The sequence below is a fragment of the Proteus sp. fly-1008 genome, assembly GCF_040140305.1.
GTDB classification, from domain to species: domain Bacteria; phylum Pseudomonadota; class Gammaproteobacteria; order Enterobacterales; family Enterobacteriaceae; genus Proteus; species Proteus vulgaris_B.
Genome location: NZ_JBEEWH010000003.1, coordinates 126,758 through 149,866, shown reverse-complemented (window position 1 = coordinate 149,866; position 23,109 = coordinate 126,758). Strand labels below are relative to the sequence as shown.

At 33.5% G+C, this 23,109-nt stretch carries 23 protein-coding genes and 1 tRNA gene; 14 read left to right on the top strand and 10 right to left on the bottom strand.

What is annotated here, in order from left to right; all coding sequences use genetic code 11:
• The first annotated feature begins 172 nt into the window (after positions 1–172).
• The 3 genes from ABN256_RS07255 to ABN256_RS07245 all read left to right on the top strand — a co-directional run bounded on the left by ABN256_RS07255 (position 173) and on the right by ABN256_RS07245 (position 2,683).
• Positions 173–246: transfer RNA gene (locus ABN256_RS07255), tRNA-Gly, on the top strand.
• Between the two features lie 112 nt (positions 247–358).
• Positions 359–511: a hypothetical protein gene (locus ABN256_RS07250; RefSeq protein ID WP_340893491.1), complete on the top strand. Its 153-nt coding sequence runs from the start codon at positions 359–361 to the stop codon at positions 509–511.
• A 621-nt stretch (positions 512–1,132) separates the two neighbouring features.
• A complete protein-coding gene (locus ABN256_RS07245; protein WP_349439300.1) occupies positions 1,133–2,683 on the top strand; it encodes a methyl-accepting chemotaxis protein in 1,551 nt (516 codons plus the stop codon).
• A gap of 415 nt (positions 2,684–3,098) precedes the next feature.
• Here ABN256_RS07245 and ABN256_RS07240 read toward each other — a convergent pair whose 3' ends face one another.
• From ABN256_RS07240 to ABN256_RS07230, 3 genes are all read right to left on the bottom strand, one after another.
• On the bottom strand, positions 3,099–3,302 hold the full coding sequence (locus ABN256_RS07240; RefSeq protein WP_115350648.1) for a hypothetical protein: 204 nt from the start codon (positions 3,300–3,302) through the stop codon (positions 3,099–3,101).
• A gap of 296 nt (positions 3,303–3,598) precedes the next feature.
• Complete coding sequence (locus ABN256_RS07235) at positions 3,599–3,808, bottom strand: sigma-S stabilization anti-adapter protein IraP (protein WP_072069219.1); 210 nt, start codon at positions 3,806–3,808, stop codon at positions 3,599–3,601.
• A gap of 520 nt (positions 3,809–4,328) precedes the next feature.
• Positions 4,329–4,877 (bottom strand): NADPH-dependent FMN reductase, encoded by a 549-nt coding sequence (locus ABN256_RS07230; protein ID WP_349439299.1) that lies wholly within the window; start codon positions 4,875–4,877, stop codon positions 4,329–4,331.
• A 441-nt stretch (positions 4,878–5,318) separates the two neighbouring features.
• Here ABN256_RS07230 and ABN256_RS07225 point away from each other — a divergent pair, with 441 nt between their 5' ends.
• Complete coding sequence (locus ABN256_RS07225) at positions 5,319–5,816, top strand: YuaE family lipoprotein (RefSeq protein ID WP_231619267.1); 498 nt, start codon at positions 5,319–5,321, stop codon at positions 5,814–5,816.
• Between the two features lie 5 nt (positions 5,817–5,821).
• Positions 5,822–8,638 (top strand): sugar transporter, encoded by a 2,817-nt coding sequence (locus tag ABN256_RS07220; protein ID WP_196554917.1) that lies wholly within the window; start codon positions 5,822–5,824, stop codon positions 8,636–8,638.
• Between the two features lie 59 nt (positions 8,639–8,697).
• Here the strand turns inward: ABN256_RS07220 and ABN256_RS07215 are convergent, their stop codons facing one another.
• Positions 8,698–9,576, bottom strand: a complete 879-nt coding sequence (locus ABN256_RS07215) for a T3SS regulon anti-activator ExsD domain-containing protein (RefSeq protein WP_196554916.1) — start codon at positions 9,574–9,576, stop codon at positions 8,698–8,700.
• 66 nt (positions 9,577–9,642) lie between these two features.
• Positions 9,643–10,479, bottom strand: a complete 837-nt coding sequence (locus ABN256_RS07210; protein WP_164526531.1) for a helix-turn-helix transcriptional regulator — start codon at positions 10,477–10,479, stop codon at positions 9,643–9,645.
• A 1,172-nt stretch (positions 10,480–11,651) separates the two neighbouring features.
• Here ABN256_RS07210 and ABN256_RS07205 point away from each other — a divergent pair.
• Together ABN256_RS07205 and ABN256_RS07200 are read left to right on the top strand one after the other, a co-directional pair.
• Positions 11,652–12,167: a bactofilin family protein gene (locus ABN256_RS07205; RefSeq protein WP_231619269.1), complete on the top strand. Its 516-nt coding sequence runs from the start codon at positions 11,652–11,654 to the stop codon at positions 12,165–12,167.
• Between the two features lie 79 nt (positions 12,168–12,246).
• The gene (locus ABN256_RS07200; RefSeq protein WP_196554914.1) at positions 12,247–12,804 is read left to right on the top strand and encodes a GNAT family N-acetyltransferase; all 558 of its coding nucleotides are present in this window, start codon (positions 12,247–12,249) and stop codon (positions 12,802–12,804) included.
• Here ABN256_RS07200 and ABN256_RS07195 read toward each other — a convergent pair.
• A complete protein-coding gene (locus ABN256_RS07195) occupies positions 12,782–13,132 on the bottom strand; it encodes a nitrous oxide-stimulated promoter family protein (RefSeq protein ID WP_115350641.1) in 351 nt (116 codons plus the stop codon). The two genes, ABN256_RS07200 and ABN256_RS07195, sit on opposite strands and share 23 nt — an antisense overlap.
• Positions 13,133–13,312: 180 nt before the next feature.
• Here ABN256_RS07195 and ABN256_RS07190 point away from each other — a divergent pair, with 180 nt between their 5' ends.
• Positions 13,313–13,558 (top strand): DinI-like family protein, encoded by a 246-nt coding sequence (locus ABN256_RS07190; RefSeq protein ID WP_072069210.1) that lies wholly within the window; start codon positions 13,313–13,315, stop codon positions 13,556–13,558.
• Positions 13,559–13,677: 119 nt separating this feature from the next.
• Here ABN256_RS07190 and ABN256_RS07185 read toward each other — a convergent pair whose 3' ends face one another.
• Both ABN256_RS07185 and ABN256_RS07180 read right to left on the bottom strand, forming a co-directional pair.
• A complete protein-coding gene (locus ABN256_RS07185) occupies positions 13,678–13,917 on the bottom strand; it encodes a YecH family metal-binding protein (RefSeq protein WP_072069209.1) in 240 nt (79 codons plus the stop codon).
• A gap of 110 nt (positions 13,918–14,027) precedes the next feature.
• Entirely contained in the window at positions 14,028–14,243 is a 216-nt protein-coding gene (locus tag ABN256_RS07180) for a DUF465 domain-containing protein (protein ID WP_115350639.1), read from the bottom strand.
• 252 nt (positions 14,244–14,495) lie between these two features.
• On the opposite strand from ABN256_RS07180, the gene eco reads away from it, so the two are divergent.
• Entirely contained in the window at positions 14,496–14,987 is a 492-nt protein-coding gene (eco, locus tag ABN256_RS07175) for a serine protease inhibitor ecotin (protein ID WP_196554912.1), read from the top strand.
• 87 nt (positions 14,988–15,074) lie between these two features.
• Here the strand turns inward: eco and ABN256_RS07170 are convergent, their stop codons facing one another.
• Positions 15,075–15,512 (bottom strand): universal stress protein, encoded by a 438-nt coding sequence (locus ABN256_RS07170; protein ID WP_023581562.1) that lies wholly within the window; start codon positions 15,510–15,512, stop codon positions 15,075–15,077.
• A gap of 535 nt (positions 15,513–16,047) precedes the next feature.
• On the opposite strand from ABN256_RS07170, the gene ABN256_RS07165 reads away from it, so the two are divergent.
• A complete protein-coding gene (locus ABN256_RS07165; RefSeq protein WP_349439298.1) occupies positions 16,048–16,962 on the top strand; it encodes a cation diffusion facilitator family transporter in 915 nt (304 codons plus the stop codon).
• A 76-nt stretch (positions 16,963–17,038) separates the two neighbouring features.
• Here the strand turns inward: ABN256_RS07165 and ghrB are convergent, their stop codons facing one another.
• Complete coding sequence (gene ghrB / locus ABN256_RS07160; protein ID WP_349439297.1) at positions 17,039–17,998, bottom strand: glyoxylate/hydroxypyruvate reductase GhrB; 960 nt, start codon at positions 17,996–17,998, stop codon at positions 17,039–17,041.
• 561 nt (positions 17,999–18,559) lie between these two features.
• On the opposite strand from ghrB, the gene galE reads away from it, so the two are divergent.
• From galE to galM, 4 genes are all read left to right on the top strand, one after another.
• Positions 18,560–19,576, top strand: coding sequence for a UDP-glucose 4-epimerase GalE (galE, locus tag ABN256_RS07155; RefSeq protein WP_196554909.1), 1,017 nt, complete (start codon positions 18,560–18,562; stop codon positions 19,574–19,576).
• A 45-nt stretch (positions 19,577–19,621) separates the two neighbouring features.
• A complete protein-coding gene (locus ABN256_RS07150) occupies positions 19,622–20,677 on the top strand; it encodes a UDP-glucose--hexose-1-phosphate uridylyltransferase (protein WP_196554908.1) in 1,056 nt (351 codons plus the stop codon).
• A 129-nt stretch (positions 20,678–20,806) separates the two neighbouring features.
• A complete protein-coding gene (galK, locus tag ABN256_RS07145; RefSeq protein WP_196554907.1) occupies positions 20,807–21,967 on the top strand; it encodes a galactokinase in 1,161 nt (386 codons plus the stop codon).
• Positions 21,967–23,037, top strand: coding sequence for a galactose-1-epimerase (gene galM, locus ABN256_RS07140; protein ID WP_196554906.1), 1,071 nt, complete (start codon positions 21,967–21,969; stop codon positions 23,035–23,037). The genes galK and galM overlap by 1 nt, the downstream gene beginning before the upstream one ends.
• Positions 23,038–23,109: the final 72 nt, after the last annotated feature.

Here is a 23,109-nt window from a genome sequence, read left to right as displayed (position 1 = left end):
TTTAAATAAATCATTTATTTAACAAAAAATAAGTTATTGATAAAGCCACCGAAAGGTGGCTTTTTTACTTTTAATAACAAAACATTATATTTTTTATGATGACAAAATAATCATTTGAATAAGAAGGGGATTGCTGTTCAATAAAGGGGGCGTATAATCAGCAAAATCAAGTGCGGGCGTAGTTCAATGGTAGAACGAGAGCTTCCCAAGCTCTATACGAGGGTTCGATTCCCTTCGCCCGCTCCAATTTTTCATCGTGAATTTTCTTGATCCCATAAATTCGATTGCTTAATCTGTATACAACATTAAGTTGATATTTTACATACCTAATATACCAATCTTAACGCAGGAGGTTAAAATGGCTATTACAAGTAGTACGTTCGGTCGTACCATCCTGACGGGAAAAGATGCAGAACAAATGCTTAAGCAAATAAAGAACTCTAAACCTAATACTAAACATTCTTCAGAAAATGCACGCCAGGATCGCCAAGAAACATCAAAAAATGCATAGTTTAAATTTAGGCTAGGTTATTGAACTAAAATGGAATTATTACAACCTAACCTAATCATTCTTCCTTTAAATCAATATCATAGACATAAAAAATTTTAGTAGTGGTTCAAAAGAATATCAACCGCTAAAGTCTTTCATTCAAAAAGATGCCTTATTATTCCAAGATGGTTGTATCGCTCAAACATATATTGTAGTTGATGACAATATGCGAGAAGGCAAAAATAAGCCTATTGACATTTTTCCTTTCAAAGTACTAGGGTATATTACATTAACTTGTAGTTAGGTTATCCTTGCTCTACTTTTAGCTAATTAAGAATATTCTAAACCTTATCTTTCCCTTCAATTATCCTTTTATCTCTTTAATACTTCTTATTTGTTTTTCAAGTCGCTAATTTTATAGTTTGTTGATTTTAAATGATTTTTTTGTTTTTTATTTAAGGTTATAAAAAATGATACATAAGTAACGTTTTTGCTTATCTTAACTAACCCTTTTTATGTATAGAAAACAAAAAATCAATTTATAAAAAAAATTAGTAAAAAATTAAAATAAATTGAAAAGATGTCGATAAAAGTACATTACACCCTATTGGGATTACTTTATCTTGTTAGTTGAGAAATTCGATGCAGAAACTTCGTAACATTACTATTCGTATAATGATGATAGTAATACTGGGTACTTTATGTGTGTTATTTGGCGGTGTGAGTCTTTATAGCGCATGGTCACTATCACAAATATCTGAAGGCAATCAGGCTGATAATCAAATAATAAAGCAAATGGCCGCACTTAGTCAGGGAAATGACCAATACTTTCGTTTTACTTCACGGCTTAATCGTTTGGTAGAACAAAAAGCAGAGGGTAAAGAAGTTGACTTTGCACAAGCTCAAATCGCAATGGAGAACATGGAAAAACAGATCGAATATATGAAATCGGTTTCTCCAGGGCCTATGGATGCAAATACCTCTCAAGAATTGATGGAGATTTGGTTAGCTCTTTTTGAACAAGGAGTTAAAAAACAAATGGCACTCGCATTAAATGGCACTATTGAAGAATATGAGCAACATGCTAGAAATGTCACTCCTGCATTAAGTCGCGAATTTGGTGACATTACTGAAAAATTTAATCAAATTGCAAATATAAAAATTGATAGAACGATAGAAGAGGTTGATGAACTTATTGAAATAACTCAAGTTGTTATTTTTATTAGCGCAATTTTAGGTGGGATTATTCTTATTCTCACCGACCGTTACTTGGTGTCCATGTTACAAAAACCATTAGAAAGTATTCGCCAGCATTTTGTAAAAATTACAGAGGGTGATCTTAGTCAACCACTAGAGCATTTTGGTAATAACTGTGCAGGGCGATTAATACCATTATTAAATGGAATGCAAAATAGCTTACATGAGGCAGTGAGCACTATCCGTCAGGGAAGTGACAGCATTTATCGAGGTGCATCTGAAATTGCGAAAGGGAATAATGATTTGGCATCTCGTACTGAAGAACAAGCGACGGCATTAGAGCAAACAGCCGCAAGTATGGAAGAAATTACCGCTGCGGTTAATCAAAATATGGAGCATGCTTACCAAGCAAGAGAATTAGCTGAAGTGGCGTCAGTCACTGTTGAAAAAGGTAATGAGTTAGCTGAATCTGTCGTCACAACGATGGATGGGATCTCTGATAGTTCAAGCAAAATTGCTGATATTATTAATGTTATCAATAATATAGCGTTTCAAACAAATATACTTGCACTAAATGCATCGGTAGAAGCGGCTAGGGCTGGCGCTCATGGTCGAGGTTTTATGGTAGTGGCAAATGAAGTGCGCAATTTAGCGGGAGATAGCGCAAAAGCCGCTAAAGAGATTGAAGTACTTATTGCTGACTCAACGACACGAGTGAAAAAAGGTGCCTGTTTAGTGAGTGATATGGAAAAAACAATGGAAGATATTTTGACAGGAGTAAAACAGGTTACTTCAATAATGAAAGAAATCACTATTGCATCAGAGGAACAAAGTAAAGGTATTGGTCAAGTAAGTGTTGCTATTACTCAAATGGACAGTGTGACGCAACAAAATGCCTCTTTGGTTGAACAGGTCTCAGCAGCGGCCATTTCATTAGAAAGACAGACCGAAGAATTACAATTATCAGTACAAAAATTCAATCTTGTGCATCATTAATATCGAGATACTTCCATAAGTCATGTGTCTAAGGTGGTAAGTTTTTACTCGTTAGACGCATAGATAAAATAAAAAAGATATATATAATTCTATATTTATTCAATATTGATAAACATTTACTCAATCAGCTAACCAATCATTGACTGAGTATTAACATGATAATAATTTTTCTAAATCCATTAAAAAAATAAAAAAATTTTATAAAAAACAGACTATTTATAAAGAGTAAACTCATTTATTTTATTTTATTTTTAATAGATTGTAGAATATTTTCTATTTTGTTTCTTATAGTCAATCAATCATTGATTATGTTTTCTTTAAGATGATTTTAATTTTCTAAAGGCGCTAATATAATTTACCTCAAGATAAATAATAATAATAAAAAGAGGTGTGTGGATGATATAGCGCCAGATTTTTAGATCATTTTTTTTATATATTGTTCTGTTTTGCTTATAACATCTTTGTATTGAGGATGATTAATGTAGGCATCATTGACGGTTTTGTTTATATCTTGAATTGCGACTTCTTTTTGTTTGTCTGTTAAAGTCAATAACAATGCTTTTAATACTACTTTTAATGCTGCGATTTCATACTCTATATTGACAACTTTTTTTTCCATATGCCCCTCAAAAACAATGCTACATTACTGTGTGATTAACTATTTTTTATATTAATTAATTGCTTAAGTAAAACCAAGGAAAAAATAAATCAGCCAAAAGGAGCAATAGTTTTATGATGATTTTATTGAAAAATAAAATTGGGAATATTTGAGCTAGGAAATAATAACTTAATGAATTTCACTTAAGATTGCATTAATGGGAAGAAATTAATGCATATCCTATATAACAAAAGAAGTAGGATGCAATATGCACCCTATAATATTTTGGTAAACATAAAATTGAATAACTTTCTTCACTAAGCTTGAGTGAGTTTTTTTACATATTGCTCTGTTAAGTTAATAACTTCATTAAGCTGAGGATATCGATTTGATGTGTCTTCAATTACAATAGATATATTGCCTAGCATATCTCTTCTTTGTTTATCACTTAGCGTGGAAAGTAAAGATTTGATAACAATTTTTAGTGCCGCAATTTCGCACTCAATTTCTTTTAAATTTTTATCCATGATTTACCTGCCAGTATTTAATGGATGAGTAATATAGGTAATTTTTTTGTTTATCACAATTATTGAAGTATATTATTTAGAGATGTATCGCACATTATGCCTAATATTCTAATCTAATATAAAATATTAGAAATAATTACTAATTTCTAAATTCTACCAATAAATATTGATATAGCTTTATTGATACTTTCCAACTTTTAGATGACTGAGCGATGTGGTGCATTTTGATCTTGTATCTGTTTTTATTTAAAACACTTAACTTTTGCTTATATAATAAGCATTTTAATTATAATTGTAATAAGCATCTTTTAAAGATGGTCTAAATTAGTCTTAATGTGTTGTTTAATATTTAAATGAGGAGTTATATTATTCAGTGTTATTCAGCAAATATTAAAACTTTTATCAGTAGCGATTTATTATTAGATGAAAAACAGAATACTTTATTTTTTTTGATAGTCAAAAAATGAAAATAAAAAAGAGCTATGTATTAAAAACACAAAGCTCTTTTTAGAGGTATAGATTATTGATTATTTTGTTTTACAAAAGCGACATAAGCATCAACCCAATTTTGCATAAAACGTGCTGTTTTTTCAGAAAATTCTCCATCTTCGACCATTTCATCATACCACTTCAGGTAACACTCAGGCTGATTTAAGGTCGGCATATTTAAGAAAGATAACGAGTTACGTAGATGCTGTTGTGCTATAGCTGTACTAATATTACCGATTGAAACCCCGATAATACCAGCAGGAATTTTATCCCAAGCATTCATTCCATAGGGGCGGGATGCTTGGTCTAGCGCATTTTTGAGGACACCAGGAATAGAACGATTATATTCTGGAGTGACAAAAATAATACCTTGGCACTCTTTTACACGTTGCTTGAAACTGATAACAGTAGGAGGTGTATCATTATCATCATCTTGGTTATAGAGAGGAAGGTTACCGATATCGATAAATTCGTAAGTAAACTCTTTAGGGAATAACTTAACTAATGCATTTGCGGTTTGTTTGTTATACGACTCTTTTCTTAAACTACCGACAACAATACCTATTTTAAAATGATTCATCTTACTTCTCCTATATTGAAGGATAGAAAAAATATCAGTGACAATATCTAATACTCATTTCTTGATTTTATCTTAGTCGTTAAAGAACGAAAACAAAATATAAGCTTAATTATCACACGTAAATGGTGTAAACAAATGATAAAATTAGTATTATTATTTTTATTATTATCTGGTATTATTTTACTGAAATAAAAAACAACCATTTTATATGACAACATTTTTACTAAATAAATCCGACATTCAAAAAATGACATCTTTAGTGTGATGTAGGTAGTGTTTCAAGAAAAAATAAATGAAATGATAGGAGCACTCATTGCAACCTTGAGTGTTAGCCTATTTATTTAGTATGCAGTAGGTAATAGAAAATTATAATAAAATGGCTTAAAATGCGACAACTCATATGCTCTTATTTTTAAGTCTGATCGGGATTAAGGAAAAATGATGTCCTTATTACAAAATAAAAAGAATGTCCTTGCTGTATTTATAACAACCAGCATTCTCGCTTTATCTGGGTGTGTTTGGTCAGATCAAACACGTCCAGTTGAGACGCCAGCACCGGTGCAAGCTCAAGCAACACAGCCCGTTGCTATGACTCAGCCAGTAGCAACAGCACAACCGATTTCTATGACACCTACAGCAGGATCTGTTGACAGTGGTGTAGATGCAAGAAAATTAGGATTAGCACCGCAAAGCGCTTGTATTAAACAACTTGATTCTCTAAAAACTTTTTCTCCATCGGATTATCAATCTATGATGAGTTCATTTAAAGAAATTAGTGAAATTAATGCGATGTACCGTAGTGTTCAAGACACGGCAAGTAAAGATAGCTTAGATTTACTAAAAATGAGTATTGAATCAAAAACAGAAGTTTTGTGTGCAAAAGTTCGCTATCTGTCGATTATGTCTGTTAATTCGACATTGAAAAAACTAGGTGAATAATTACTATGAAATTAAAGCAGAGTGTTTGTCTCGCTTTTATGCTGTTTCCAACACTGTCGTTTGCCAATAATGAGTTTAATTCTGTTATTGAAGATTTTGACCGTTATTTTGAAACGCAAGAGCCAATTAAAATTGAGCCTAAAACATCTGCTACAATTTCATCGTCAACGAGAACCGGTCAGGCTAATCGTGGAGTAAACCGCACAACAACGGTATCTCAACAAAACAAGCCAGAGCAACGAGTTAAGCCTTCTGTACAAATAAAAAAAGATAATCAGGTGGTCGAGTCAGTAGAGACACCTGATATCACGCTGGCTGAAAATTGCCCAATATTACCTGCGGATTATTCTAAATTTAAGAGTGATAATACTCGCTATTTGACTCCCTTACTTTCATTTGTTCCGATTAAACCTCAGTTTACACCTGAAGATCTTAATCGATATCAGTATAGAAATAATGCTACGGTCTATAACCCGTTAGCGCTTTATTCGAAAGAAAACTATTCAAAACCTCAACAAAATGAAAATTTCTTATTAGATATTATTCCAGGCACATTTTATTCTGTGACTGCAATTCCTTTCCATTTTGCATATCAATTTAATCGCTCTGTGCTTGATCATAAACAACCTCTTTTTAATAAAATGTTGTTGAATCGTTTAGCCGACACAAGAAATAAATATCAAACTCTGTATCAGAAATATACAGAGCAAACAGTAGCGTTAAAGGAACATTTAGAAAAACTTCAAAATGCGAATAACCAAATTAAGCAATTGGAACTATCGCTGGCTGAAACAGAAGAAAAATTAGCGACTGCAAATAACTTACTCAATGATGATACATTGAAACAAGCTGTTGCCAAGCTACAAACAGACCTGGAAGAAACAAAAGAAGAACGTGATTTATTAATTAAGCAATTAGCAGATAAAGAAAATGTGTTAAGTGCAACAACTGCAAAAAACACAGAACTAGCAAAACAACAGCAAGATTTTGAAAAACAATCAGAAACACTTAAAAATTTAGAAGTAAAGTTTACTCAACTTGAGCAAGAAAAAGAGCAATTACAATCCCAGTATTTGCAGGCTCAAGCACTACTGAAAGATGATAGTGCTAAAAAAGAACTTGATAAGTTACAAAACTCACTTGAGAGTACGAAAGCCGAACAAGAAAAACTGTTAAGTCAATTAAATGAAAAACAAACATTATTGACTAAAGTCGAGCAAGAAAAAGAAAATGTTCAGGCTCAATATGCACAGGCTGAACAATTACTCCAAGGTAGTCGTGAGCAAAAAGAACAAGAGTTAGCCAAGCTAGAAGCTGTAAAAAATAAAGAAATAGCAGTATTGGAAAAATCGTTATCGACAATAACCAATGAACAAACTAATTTGGCCAAGCAACTGGCTGATGTACATAGCCAATTAGCAACTATCAAAAAAGAAAAAGAAGATATTCAATCCCAGTTTGTGCAGGCACAACTATTATTACAAGATAACACTGCGAAAAAAGAGATAGAGAAACTACAAAGTACATTATTGAAAATCACATCAGAACGTGAAGATTTATCTAAAGAGCTTGCATTAAAAGTAGTAGAAGCAGAAAAACAACAAGATGCTAATAACAAACTTGTTGATGAACAACGTCAAGAAATAGCACAATTAAAAATACAAGTTGAAAAAAATAACCAAGAACAAACTCAACTAAACAAGTCACTTTTAGCTGTTCAACAACAAAAAGAGCAGGCTGATGAAAAGCTGAAAGCTATACCAGAATTAAAATTACAGTTAGAGAATAAAATAACAGAATTAGCTGACTTGAAAAAAAGCTTATCTGCAGGTGAGAAAGCAGTTGATAATTTAATTACAGATAAAAATAATTTAATTGCTAAATTAGAAAAAGCGCAGAATGAGTTGTCGGCTAAATATCAGGCATTAGATACTCAATTTAAAGAAAGTAATATTGCATTAGCACAACTAACGGTGAGTCAAACAGAAAGTGCCAAGGCTTCTGCATTATTGGAAAAGCAACTTACTGAAAAGCAAAATGTTGTTGATAAATTAAGTAATCAATTAGCTGATGTAAAAGCACAATTAGAAAAACAAAATATAGAAAGTACACAGCAAATTAGTGCGTTAAAGCAACAGCAAACAGAAGCGATTGGACAATCAAAACAGCAAGAAAAGACATTGGCTGACACCCAAAAAGAGATGCGTGATATCACCAAACAGCTTGAAACTCAACGTGCATTAACTCTGTCTTTGGAAGAAAAGAGTACGCAATTAAACGAGCAAATTAAGGCAAAAGAAGCTGAATTAGTGAAAGCTAATACTGAAACAAGCAATGCATTAAAAGAAAATAAAACATTAAAAGAGCAGCTTGAGAAAATAGCAGGTGAAGGGCAAATGATCGCGGGACAACTTGCTTATGCATATTCAATTATTGGTAAAGATAATGCTCAACGCAATAAATCTATTCTATCTGAAATTCAAAAACAAAATTATATACAGTATGACGATAATACCTATTTTAAAATTTTAAAACAGGGTAAACCTGTTGATTCAATTACAGGTAAAACGGTTATATTTACGATGCATGAAGAGTTAACCGACGGGACTGTAACGCTTAATTATGATAAAGCTAAGCCACTTACTTTACCTTATCGTCAATTACCATTACCACTGAATACCTTTATTGCTAAAGCTGGTATCAATGGTAAAGCTAAAATTTATATAAAACCAGGTGGCGGTTATGGGAAAAATGGTGTTCCTGGACAAGTACCACCGGAATCAATGTCTATCGTGACAATTGAAATTTTAGATGTTAAATAAAAATGATTAAATGATAGTATCAGCTCTTTTTTTCCGTTAAAAGAAGAGCTGGTTTTTATTTATTTCCATAAGAATAGATCATTCTTTAAGCAAAGATCCCTTTCTAATAACCAATCTTTTAGTTTCTGACAATTTTCAGGATACTCTGGGATACTATTCAAAATTTTCCATAAAGGTTTTAATAATTCAGAACTCGGTGTCACTTCCCGTATATAATCTAGTGTATTTGTGATCTCAATATTAAAAGCAGGTTCGGTTTCCCAATGTTCTAAGAGTGACTGAATGCTTTTTTGTAATAAATCATCAATAACAATCAATCTAACATTATCTGTACTAAGTTTAATATTGATATCATCTAAAGATAAAAAAGAGTCTTTTGTATTTGATAGTTGTTTTTCTGCAAATGACTTAATGTTTTCACACTGCATAATTTGAAACTCAAGTTCTTTTTTTGTTTCATAAAGGGTGAATAATTGAGGTGTAATATGTTGAACCCACCAAACAAAAAGTGGTTTTATAATGGCTTGAATTAAGCGCATATGCTCATTGATATTAACGGTTGCTTTTAATGACTGATCCCAATCCATTACTGTAAAAATAGAATATGACTGCGGTGTATGAAAAGAATGGGAAATCTCAATGATGTTACGAATATCCTCTTTAGTAATAGCGATAAGGCAATGTTTTTTCCGTAAAAACCAAGTAGATTGTAATAAGCTATCTAAATTTTCACGGCATAGTATGCGAGATAATATTTTTATCTGTTGCTCATTGACATTGCTTCTATTGGTATGCAAAGAAAACTGTAGGTTAAATAGTCTATCTACAGTTTTTTTATCATTGCTAACCATCATTTTTTTTAGTAACGCTAAGTAGCCATAATAATGAGGTTGGGTAGGGCATCTATTTTCTTTTATCACGATATACAACTCACTCATAAGAATAAATTCTAAGTATTCTAACGATGAATGGCTTTTTTATATTATGATAATCGACCAGATTTTTTATAATTTTAATCTAAGGTTTCTCGCTTTGCTCGGTGTCATATTGAAACGACGATGGTAGCTTTGTGTAAAGTAAGATTGACTTGAAAAACCTGATTCCATTGAGATATCAACGATACTCATCTCTGTGGTAAGTAGTAATTGATGTGCATAAATGATCCTTCTTTCGCAGATCCATGTTCTTGGTGAAGTTCCATAAACATGGTTAAAAAGCTCTTTAAATGTTGTTAACCCCATACCAAATTCACGAGCAAATTGTTTGAGCTTCCAATTTTTTAAGTGATTTTTTTCCATAAACAGTTTTAAACGATCTATTTGGCGATGACTGAGTTGGCGCAATAATGCCATTAAGTCTGAGCCTTGTTCTGTTGAAAGCAGAAGGATTAAAAGTTCTTCAATTCGTAACTGTGTAAATGTCTCAGGGCAAGAGTGAATAGTTATATACTCAAAACCATTGCTACAAAATTGTATAAGAGGCGAATTTTGAAAACAGATAAATGCGCTCGAAAAATCCTGATCTCTTTCTATTCGACTTAGAATATCATTGTATTTTGATATGAAATCTCTTAAAAAATCATCAGAGAGAGGTATGTAAATAATCTCTGTTGGCTCTGTAGCGGGTGTTTTTATTGTGTAATTACCTTGCTGTAAAAAAATAACCTGATCTTGATTAACCGTTACTGTATCTGTGCAGTTTTGTAAAATAAGTGCATTTTTTCGTATGATAAAGAGTGCTTTTTGCTCATTTTCTAGTATTTGGTATTGTGGATAAAAATAAGATTTCTTTTGAATTAAGCAATCATATTGGTTTTTATTATCACATGGTATGGTATTCATTTTTCGCCCAAAAAATCATTATATAAGTATCATTGTATTTTTATAAAAATAAAATAATAGTATTTATAAAAACACTTCTTTATTATTAAAACGCTATTAAAAGTAAAAAGAAGAATATTTTCTTTAATTTGATGCGGTTTTTTTTTAGATATTAGACATTGAGTTTCTATTGCTGATTTAAGATAAGTAAGTTTGTCAATTTTAAGATGTTATTAATGAATTGCAAAAGAAAATTTAAAAAAGGAAAGATTTTATCAGTAGTAATAAAGGATGCTAAGTATATTTATGTAATAAATATTTTACACTTTGTTTTTTTATTATTAAATTATATTGTATAACAAATAGTTGGGTTTATTGTTTTCCCTTTACAGTGTAAAAAAAAGTGAATACATTTAAAATGTAAATATACTCTTTATTTTTTAATTGTGATTTATTTGATATCAGTTTGTTGATGTTATTTTAGTTTATTGAGAATTTTATGTGTAAGAAAATTTAATACTAAAATTTAACTAATTTAATTTCACTTAATTTAAATAACTTAACGTGATTATAACCTGCGTTTTTATGGGTTTCTATAAAATGAAAAATTTGTTTGTTCTTTATGAAGAAGAAGCAGTTTTTTCTCTCATTATTTTTTATTTATGCGACTGTAGTCTCAGAATTTTATGGGAAATAAATAGAGTAGAGCCGTTAAGTTTAAAATTTTTTAAATAAAATTCCCAAATAAAAAGATAAGTATGTACATATAATGTTAATTTGCATTAAAAAATATTTATCCAAAAAACTAAGATTTTTACAAATTGGTTACATTGTGGTTGGGTTATTTAAATAAATAGCTTTATAGTTTTATTCTATTTAATGCAATTTATTTTAAGGAGCAAATCAATAAAGTAAAAGGTAATAATAGTCTTATTACTGGCATTATGCTTGGCATAAATTTATTAAAATAATGAATGCATAAGTGTATTTATTGTCAGGGAGGTAGGGTATAGCTAATTATGGAGAATAAGCGGACACTGCGAAATATTATATTTAGTGGGATATGGATAATTTGGACTCTTGCATTAATTGCCTTTTGGCGTTCCCAAATGGCTGGAGAGTTTTTGATTATCTTAATCCTAATTTTTAGCATTATTATTTATTCCATGACTTTGAGGTTAAAAAAAACCGCTATGTTTAGTCGTAAAACTGAAACACCAAAAGTAGCAGATCCTGTTACGCCAGTTATAACAGAAGAGAAAAAACCGATGCCAGAGCAGAAACTGTATACTATTATTGCGAAAGGAACGGTATTTCAAGGTGATATTAATGTCGATGGCGATATCCAAATTTGGGGTAAAGTATCGGGAAATATTAATGTCAAAGATGGTGTCATTCGTGTTATGCATGCAGGACAAGTTGAAGGTGAATTAACGGCTCCTGATATTATTATTGATGGTTTTGTTAAAGGCATTTGCGCTGCAAACAATCTAGATATTTTAGAGCATGGGGAGTTACGTGGTACTAGTCGTTGTGGAAGTATGTCTATTAAGCGTGGTGGTATTTTTACAGGGCAATCAGAGCAAGTTGAACATCAAGCTAAATCAGTTGCTCAACAACGAGTGGTTTCAATCAAAGAAAGTGCTAATGTAAATAAAGATAAAGTAACGGCACCTGTAGAAAACCAACTAAAAGAAAATAAAAAATAAGTCTTCTTTTCTTTTCATTATTTTTTGCTTGTCCTATTTTATCGATATTACCTTAGTTTTGTATAAATAGAGAATAACGATGAATTTAGAGACTCCTAGACTACACTTACGAGAATGGCGTGAAAGTGATAAAGCGCCATTTTTTTATGAAGTTAACTCCTCATCTGAAGTAATGCGCTACTTTCCGCGTACTTTATCTCAATTAGAAAGCGATAAAATGGTTGAGACTATCCGTGAAAAATTTATTCAACAAAATGGATGGGGAATGTGGGCGGTTGAATTAAAAGAAAACCAAGAGTTTATTGGCTTTGTTGGGTTAAATATTCCAGTAGCCTCTTTACCTTTTAGTCCCTGTGTAGAGATTGGCTGGCGTATAGGACAAAAGCATTGGCGTAAGGGATATACTTATGAGGCCGCATTAGCCGTATTTAGATTTGCTTTTAAAACGTTGGAACTTGATGAAGTTGTCGCTTTTACCGCGGTTTCAAACCTTCCATCTCAAGGTGTGATGCAAAAATTAGGTATGCATCAATCTGATAACTTCTTTCATCCCGCATTAGATAAAACCCACCCTTTAGCGGAACATGTTTTATATCGATTGAAGAAATCTGACTTCATTTTTCAGTTGAACGAATAGTACGCTTTTTTTCAGGAAGCGGAGGTACCGGTTTTTTATCATCAATAAGATGACGTATTGCCAAAATTGGATGATAAATCAGCATCCGTGGACCAGCCCAACGCATGATTTGTTTCATGGTTTCTCTTTTTATAGGTTGGTAACAATGGATGGGACACTGTTTACAGGCGGGTTTATCTTCACCATAGCGACATTTATCTAATCGGTTGTAGGCGTAATCGATTAATTTTTGATAATAATCTGAATCGGTCTCAGGGTGTGATTTTGCATAAAGAGAAACCATTTTTTGAATAGTTTCTTTTTCACGAGAAATTCTTTTTCCTGACATATCCTTCTCTCTTAGTAATATGTTGCATTTATTATGCATCTTATCATTAAGCCTATAGAGACGCTAAAAAATTATTTAATGAACTATGATGAAAAAAATTTAGTAAAAAGGCTTTTCTTTTTTCCTAGAATATAATACTGTGTTTATATACAGTTTATTTGCCTTTAAATGGTGAAACCAATGCGTGTGGAAATTTTATTTAATAAACAATCTAAGATAACCGACTCATTATTTCCGCTTTTAGAACACGAATTAAGAAAAAAGATCATTCCAGAATACCCCGATATGCAGTTTCGTATCGCCTTCAGTAGCATGAACTCAATTCAAGTTACAGGCATAAAAGATGAAACTAAACACGAACACATTATGGAACTTATTCAAAGTGTTTGGGAAGATGATTCTTGGTTACAAACAGATGAAGATTAAAGTTCAATAAATAAAGTCCTTACGATTGCCAGAAATAATGGTCTTTTATTTTTTAAAGTTAAAAGCACATTAACTAGAAACGGAAATCACTGGCAATCGAATTTTAAACAGTATATTTATCAATGACGACAAATTTTATTTTCACTTGTCGTAAAGCCACCTTCAGCAGGAATAAATTTTCCTTTCTTTTCTAAGAAATCAACTAATTCAGTTGCTGTCATATTTTCAGCTGAACAAGTATGAAATCGAGAGTCATTGCCAAATTTCTGATGAATAGCATCAATAAGTGACGCTTTGGTAAAAGCAATGTCTGAAGAAAGGATCATTTGTAAAACTTCATGACCGTGAATTGATGACATGTTGAACCCCTAAAAAACAAAAGATACATTAATTATGCATCTTTATGGGGTGATATCTTTGTTTTTAATCATAAAAAGCGATGACATTAATCATCGCTTTAAAAAGATCATTATTTTTCACTTCGTTGAAGTATTTTTTGCATTTCATCTTTGAGATGAAGTTTTTCTTTTTTTAGTTTGACCACTTCATCATTATAGCCTGCTCCATTAGGGCCTTCTAATTTTGCAATTTCTTGATTGAGTCGATGATGTTTATCGTAGAGAGCCTGAAAGCGAGGATCACTGTTTCTTAGTTGAGAAACAAGCGCTTGTTGATTTGAGAACATATAACCTCCTATGAAAAGAAATTGGGTCTCTATTTCAGTATAATCATAGATTGGATATCTGCATGGTGATGTATCACAAATTTACATTTCATAAAAAAACATGATTTTTCTTTTTAAAACATTCGGAATTATCCTCTCATAGTGATATTTACTAAGATGTTAGCATTCAAGCACTAAAAATATTAGTATTCAGATAATGAGTAATAAAAATATCTGACTAATTTTATTAACAGCGAAGTGTTCGCTGTAAAAATGGAGAAAGTGATGAACAAAGTAATATTATCTTTAGTTGCAGCAATGTCTTTATCTGCATGTGCTCAAGCTACCGACAGTTTAGATAAAGTTGCGCCTTATCCTAAAGCTCAAGAAAATCAAGTTCGTCATGTTATCGAGTTAGAACAAAAAGATAATGAAGGTAATTACCAAGTTGAGTTAATCGTTGGTAAAGAGCTAAAAGTAGATTGTAATCATCAGTGGTTTGGTGCTGAACTAGATGAAAAGAATTTAGAAGGTTGGGGTTATAGCTATTATGTTGTTGGTGATTTAAATGGCCCAATGTCTACTATGATGGGTTGTGCGGATAATACGAAAAAAGATGCTTTTGTTCAGGCCAATATGGGCTCTGATGCCTTCATCCGTTATAACAGCAAATTACCTATTGTTATTTATGCACCAAAAGACGTTGATGTGAAATACCGTGTTTGGTCTGCTGCTGATACTATCCAAGATTCAGTTAAAAAATAACAGATAACCTTATTTAGGACGACCTTAGTTTACTAAAAAGCCCTTTGTTGTTGAAACAAAGGGCTTTGTTATTATTGAAGTTAAAGATTAACGGATAACTAAAACTGACATTTTTGCATGACGTACAATAGATGATGCTGTTGAACCTAATAAATAGGATGAAACATTAGGTCGATGTGAAGCAATTGCAATTAAATCAGCATCAATGTGGCGGGCATATTCTAAAATTTCATCTTTTGCATTACCAACACCCACATTACATATAATTTGTTCATCAGGAATTTTAGCGTCTTTGATCATTTCTTGTAATGCGACAAAAGCAAGACGAGTACGCTCTGATGAATCTTTGAATTTTTCAGGAATAGCCGCAAATTCAATACCAAAAAAAAGTTCGGCGTTAGGAATAACGGTGAGGAAGTGGATCTCAGGTTTACCCACCTTTGCAATTTGTTCAATGTGAGCGATCAGTTCCTGAGAAAGTTCATCTTCTAAAATATCAATAGGAACTAGGATTTTCTTATACATTACAAACCTCACTTAGCGTTAGTTTAAAATATTTACTATTATTACATAATAGTGAAAAATAGCTGTGATCTGTGTTTTAAATAAGAGTGAGAATGATTATTTACTGCTTTACATTATAAATCATAAAAAAGTAAATAATGGCTGAAATAATCTCAAAAATATAATTAAAATAAGTTATACACCTTAACTTACTGACAGAAAAGCAATTAATAATATCGTATTAAAAATAAAAATTCTTTACCTTGCACTCAAAGAGAAAATGCATAAAAGAATGATTATCAATTATATTATTGTTCTGTATCTATAAGATTTTATTGGTAAAAATAAGAGACATAAAGAATTAAATATGGCATATTAATAGGTAATGACATCTCAATATGATGTCTGGACAGCAATCTTAGTCCCTAAACTGGATTGTTATTCAGAGTCGTCCTTTATCCTCACCAATGAGTTATGGAACCTGAAATAACCTATGGAACTCTATTTGGCTATTATAAATAGAGTAGGCTATTTAAAACCAAATAAGATTATTATTATGACACATAATCACATTGATGATATTGAGTTGGATCGGACTAGTAATACGCAGTCTGAAAAGTTTAAAGCAGCTAAAAAAAGCACGCTAGTGAGCGTTTTTGTTAATATTTTCTTATCCATTTGGCAAATTACCGTAGGCTTTTTCTCACACTCTCAAGGCTTAATTGCGGATGGTATTCACTCACTTTCTGATCTTATTGCTGATTTTGTTGTTTTAATTGCTAATAAAGGCAGTCAGAAACAACCCGATGCAGATCACCCTTATGGTCATCTGCGTTATGAAAACGCAGCTTCACTTATCCTTGGAACTATTTTATTAATTGTCGGTTTAGGTATGGTGGTTTCTGCAATTCATAAAGTTTTAGATCCTTCAACTATTCCTGAAGTTCATCGCGTTGCATTGTATGTTGCTTTATTGGCATTAGCAGCTAAAGAAGGGCTCTTTCGTTACATGCTTGGTGTCGCTAAAAGAGTGGATTCTAATATGCTAGTTGCAAATGCATGGCATGCGCGCTCAGATGCCGCCTCTTCACTAGTTGTTGCTATTGGTATTCTTGGTAGTCTTGCTGGATTTAAGTTCTTCGATCCTCTTGCAGCATTAATTGTAGGTTTATTTGTTGGTCGTATGGGGTGGCGTTTTACTTATCAAGCTTTGCAAGATTTAATGGACAGAGGGGCAGACGAAGAAACCTTGGAAGAAATTAAACAGAAGCTGATTACAACTCCAGGTGTGCAAGGTGTGCATGATTTAAAAACCCGCCGTTCAGGTGATTATTTATTGGTAGATGTACATCTTGAAATAAAAGGGGATCTCACTGTTAGTGAAAGCCATGAGATTGTCGTCAGTGCTCGCAATAATGTTTTACAAAATAAGCAGATATTAAGTGTGATGGCACACGTAGATCCTGCCTAAATTAAAAATAGAATAAAAAGGTAATGGTTGATTTCCATTACCTTTTTTTGTTCCTCAAAAAGATCTATTTACTACTTTAGAAATTAACGCAATTTTCTTTTACGTTATCACTCAATGCCGCAATCAGATTATCTACCGCGCATTCAGCCATTGCGTAGCGAGTTTCTTTTGTCGCAGATCCAATATGTGGGACGGCAACTACATTTTTCATGCTCAATAAAGGTGATGACGGCGACAGTGGCTCTGTTTCAAAAACATCAAGTCCAGCACCTGCAATATCTTTTTGTTCTAGCGCATTAATTAATGCTTTTTCATCAACGACAGCCCCTCTACCTGCATTAATTAAATAAGCGTCGGGTTTCATCATTGAAAACTGATTTTTGCTTATTAAATGATGTGTTTCTGGTGTTAATGGTAAGGTGATACACACAAAATCAGATTGCTGTAGTAGCGTATCTAAATCACAATACTTAGCATCAAAACGGTCATTTACATCAGTATATTCTGTCCGTGAGTGATAAAGAATATTCATATTAAAACCAAAATAGGCGCGTTGTGCTAATGCTTTGCCAATTCGGCCCATACCAAGAATACCCATGGTTTTATGATGAACATCAGTACCGTACCAATCAGGTGTGATACCTTTAACCCATAAGCCTTGTTTAATATTATCTGCAAGTTCTGGGATACGTCTTGATACAGCAAGCACTAATGCCATCATAGTGTCAGCAACGGTGTCTGTTAATACAGTCGGCGTGTGCATTAGCTTTATATTACGCTTAGTGAGTACATTAACATCGACATTATCATAGCCAACCGAAACTGTTGAAACAGCTTTTAAATGAGGAGCGTGGTCTATAAAGTTTTTATCAATATTGCCTCCAGCGCCGAGTAATCCAGAAGCATTGGCAAGTGCTGAACAAAAATCATTCGAGTCTAAAGAGAGCGTGTCAAATTGTTTGATATCAGCAAAACTAGACAATTTTTTGTACAGTGTTTCGGGAAGGCTTTGGTAGAGCAAGACAGTCGGTTTCATTATGTTCTCCATTTAATACTCATCATACTTCAAACCACAGCTACGTTTATTCGCACTAGTCACATACTAATGTATGCTCCTAGCGACTCATTCACTTTTCGCCTAGCAGTGATTTGAATTATTTAGAGTATTTATACAATAAAGTACTTATAAAATTGTATCTATTCAATTAAAGCATCTTATGAACTGTAAGTAATTTATTAAGGGGATCCTTACTCCGCTTAAACATATTAGCAGGGAACTTAATAAGGTATGATAAAACGTATTGAATGTCAGTTGTATCATGTAATTAACTGATTAATTAGGATGTAATCGTTTACTTTGAGTAGGTGTTTTTTTAGTGGCAAAGATATGGGGTGTATTACATGTTTTATTAACTTACTGTAATACAATTCTAAATTAAGGTTTTTATAAAATATTAGTGAGCACGAAAAGAGTGTAAACGTTTACACTAAATGTCGATTTGATCACGAAATTATTTTGTTGATCTTGTTAAACTCTGTGTCAGTGAACAGAAACCGACTTGCTCTTTTCCGTTGAATTGAATCAAAAGAGGTGAATGTGGAAATATTAGTGACAGGTGGTATGGGATATATTGGTAGTCATACTTGCGTTCAAATGATTGAAGCTGGTATGACCCCAATTATTTTAGATAACCTTAGCAATGCGAATGAAGAAGTGCTTAACCGTGTTGAAGCATTAACTGGTAAACGCCCATTGTTCTACAACGGCGATATTCGTAATGATCAATTATTAGCATCAATTTTTGCTAAACATACAATTCAATCTGTTATTCATTTTGCGGGATTGAAAGCAGTCGGTGAATCTGTTCAAAAGCCAATTGAATATTATGACAACAATGTTAATGGTACATTGGTGTTAGTGCGTTGCATGCGAGATGCTGGTATTAAAAGTATTATTTTTAGCTCGTCAGCGACGGTTTATGGGGACCCTCAATCTGTACCTATTAGTGAAGACTCACCGGTTGGTGGTACAACCAATCCTTATGGCACCAGTAAATATATGGTTGAGCGTATATTATCTGATTTATATGTTGCTGATGAAAGCTGGTCTATCAGTTTACTACGCTACTTTAATCCTGTTGGTGCCCATCCATCAGGCACGATGGGAGAAGATCCTAAAGGTATTCCAAACAATTTAACGCCATATATTTCTCAAGTCGCTATTGGTCGTCGTGAGCACGTTGCTGTGTTTGGTAATGATTACCCAACAAAAGACGGTACAGGCGTTCGTGATTACATTCATGTTATGGATCTGGCGGATGGCCATATCGCTGCGTTAAATGCATTAGGTAAAAAAGCAGGTCTACATATTTATAATTTAGGAACGGGTAACGGCACGAGCGTGATTGAAATGATTGAAGCATTTCGTAAAGCCAGTGGTAAACCGATCCCTTATCAACTACAGGCTCGCCGCCCTGGTGATATCGCTGAATGTTGGTCAAGCCCCGCAAAAGCAGAGAAAGATTTGCATTGGAAAGCCATTCGTTCAATTGATGATATGGCCGCTGATGCTTGGCGTTGGCAGTCACAAAACCCAAATGGTTATCTGAAATAAGATTTACAGTATTTAGATAATCTTGAATAAATAAGAGAGAAGGTTATGTCAAAACTGATTTTTGATCCTGTTGAACATCCTCATCGTCGCTATAATCCACTCACTGATCAGTGGATTTTGGTTTCACCTCATAGAGCGAAACGACCTTGGAATGGTAAAGATGAAAAACCTCAGATTGCGACTCTTCCCTCTTATGATCCACATTGTTATTTGTGTCCAAATAATACGCGTGTTTCTGGTGATAAAAATCCAGATTACACCGGAACATATGTCTTTAATAACGATCACTCTGCGTTATTACAAGATGAATATGATGTTGATCCTTCATTAAATCCTTTATTTCAAACTCAAGCTGTAAGAGGAATTAGTCGCGTTATCTGTTTTTCGCCCGATCATGGAAAAACAATACCTGAATTGCCTTTAAATAGCTTACGTAAAATTGTCGATACTTGGGATAACCAGATAGAAGAGCTCAGTAAAGAGTACCTTTGGGTTCAAGTGTTCGAGAATAAAGGTGAAACTATGGGATGTTCCCAACCGCATCCTCATGGGCAAATTTGGGCGAGTGACTTCTTACCTAATGAATTAGCGAGAAAAGATACACATTTAAAAGCGTATTTTGAAAAATACGGGCGTAATTTATTAATTGATTATGTTGATGCTGAATGTAAAGACGCAAGTCGAACCGTTGTTGAAACTGAACATTGGCTGGCAATAGTACCTTATTGGGCTGCTTGGCCTTATGAAACAATGTTATTACCTAAGACGCATATTCGTCGAATGAGTGAGTTAAATAGCGTTCAACGCGATGACCTAGCTATTGCAATGAAAAAGTTAACCAGCCGTTATGATAATTTATTTCATTGCTCTTTCCCTTATTCAATGGGGTGGCATTTTGCGCCATCTTTTAAAGACGGTAGAAATACCGATCATTGGCAATTACATGCACTTTATTATCCGCCATTATTACGTTCAGCCACTGTACGTAAATATATGGTGGGGTATGAAATGTTAGCAGAATCGCAAAGAGACTTAACACCAGAACAAGCGGCAAATAATTTACGCCAAGTAAGCGACATTCATTATAAAGAGCAACGTTAATGACCTTCAATATGGAAAGGTATTTTAGTTAATCAGCCTTTTGTACCAAATAAATTAAACCAGACATCTCATTATTTACATAATGATGTGGTGGGATTTTATTACTTAATTTTAAGCTAAGGATTTATTATGCAGGCACTTATTAATAATGTGACTCGTTCGTTTACATCTATTTTTGGTTATTCGCCTACACATTTTATTCAAGCGCCAGGAAGAGTAAATCTTATTGGTGAACACACTGATTATAATGATGGTTTTGTTTTACCTTGTGCTATTAATTATCAAATGGTCGTCGCAGCAGCAAAACGAGAAGATAATACTATTCGAGTGATTGCAGTGGATTACCAAAATGAGGTTGATGAATTTAGCTTTGATAACACCATTGAGTTTTTACCTAATAAAATGTGGGCTAATTACGTTCGTGGTGTTATTCATTTTCTACAAAAAGATAACTATTCTTTTCATGGTATGGATATCGCAATATCAGGAAATGTCCCTCAAGGTGCAGGGTTAAGTTCTTCTGCCGCATTAGAAGTGGCTATTGGTCAAACGCTTAAAACACTTTATCAATTACCTATTAGCCAAAAAGAGATTGCGTTAAACGGTCAAAAAGCTGAAAACCAATTTGTTGGTTGTAACTGTGGCATTATGGATCAATTGATTTCTGCTTGTGGTGAAGAAAATCATGCCTTATTAATTGATTGTCGCTCTTTAGATACATTTTCGGTGACAATGCCTGAAAACATGGTTGTGATGATAATTAACTCCAATAAAAAACGCGGATTAGTTGATAGCGAATACAATACCCGTCGCCAGCAATGTGAAGAGGCCGCAAGAATTTTAAATGTCACGGCATTAAGAGATGCGACATTAGCGGATCTGCAAGCTAAAAAAACATTAATGAGTGAGGTGGTTTATCGTCGTGCTCGTCATGTGATAACCGAAAATAATCGCACACTGAAGGCGGCAGAGGCTCTGCGTCATGGTGATTTAATCACATTAAGCCAACTTATGATGCAATCACATCATTCAATGCGTGATGATTTTGAAATTACCGTCAAAGAAGTTGACACCTTAGTTGAAATAGTGAAGTCAGTCTTAGGTGATCGTGGTGGAGTAAGAATGACGGGTGGTGGATTTGGTGGTTGTGTCGTAGCATTAGTGACACCTGATTTAGTTGATCAAGTCGTTGACTCTGTTAAAGCGCAATATGAGGCCTTAACAGGGTTGAAAGAAACTATTTATGTCTGCTCTGCAAGCCAAGGGGCGGGCTATTCGGAGGCAAAATAATGGCGACGAATGAAATCCGATTTCTAGAGCCAGAACAAATGACTGCACAACCCGCATCGGACGGAAATCCCGCACAAGTGGTCGTGCTTAAAAATCGTTTTGGTATGTCGATTTCTTTAATGGATATTGGAGCGACCTGGTTAACTTGTATTGTACCTGTTAATGGATACCGTCGAGATGTACTGTTAGGCTCTGCAAATATGAATACCCACAAACAGCAAACAGCTTATTTGGGGGCAACAGTAGGGCGTTTTGCCAATCGTATTGCTGGTGCAAAATTTGTATTAGAAGGTCAAGAATATCAAATCAGTGCTAATGAAGGTAAAAACACTTTACATGGCGGTAAACAAAACTTTAGTCATCGTCGTTGGGGGATCACGGCACAATCATCTCAATCGGTGACCTTTTCATTGATCTCAAATGAGGGTGACCAAGGCTTTCCCGGTACACTCAAGGCTAGTGTGACTTATACACTTACCGATAATAATGAAGTCTGTATCGATTATCAGGCAATAAGTGATAAAACTACGCCTCTCAGTTTAACTAACCATGCCTATTTTAATCTTGCAGGTGAGCACACTGAACGCACAGCACTTGAGCACGATTTAAAAATTTGCGCTTCTCATTATTTGAAAAATGGTGAAGGCAATATTCCTACCGGAGAGTTTGTGAACGTCGTAGGAACAGGGTTTGATTTTCGTAAGTTAAAGCGCATCGGTCTTGATTTTATGGTTGATGAGTGCCAAAAAGCAGCGAGTGGTTATGATCATGCATTTATTTTAGATAAACAGGCTATCGACGACAAAGCACCTATTGCAACGGTCATTGCACCCGAAGGTGAACTCAAAATGGATGTTTTTACTACTTTGCCTTCTGTTCAATTCTATACAGGTAACTTTTTAGCTGGTACAAAAGGAAAAAGCCGCCATTATGGTAATTATTCAGGGTTAGCTTTAGAGACACAATACTTTCCTGATGGGCCTAATCATCCTGAATGGCATGAAAATCAAGGTATTTTACCTGCCAATACGCCATGGAATAGCCAAACTATCTATAAGTTTTACTCTTAACAATAAAAGGAAAGTGTAAACGCTTTCCTTTTCACTATTTATTTGATCTTTTTACTTTTTAAATTTCACTTC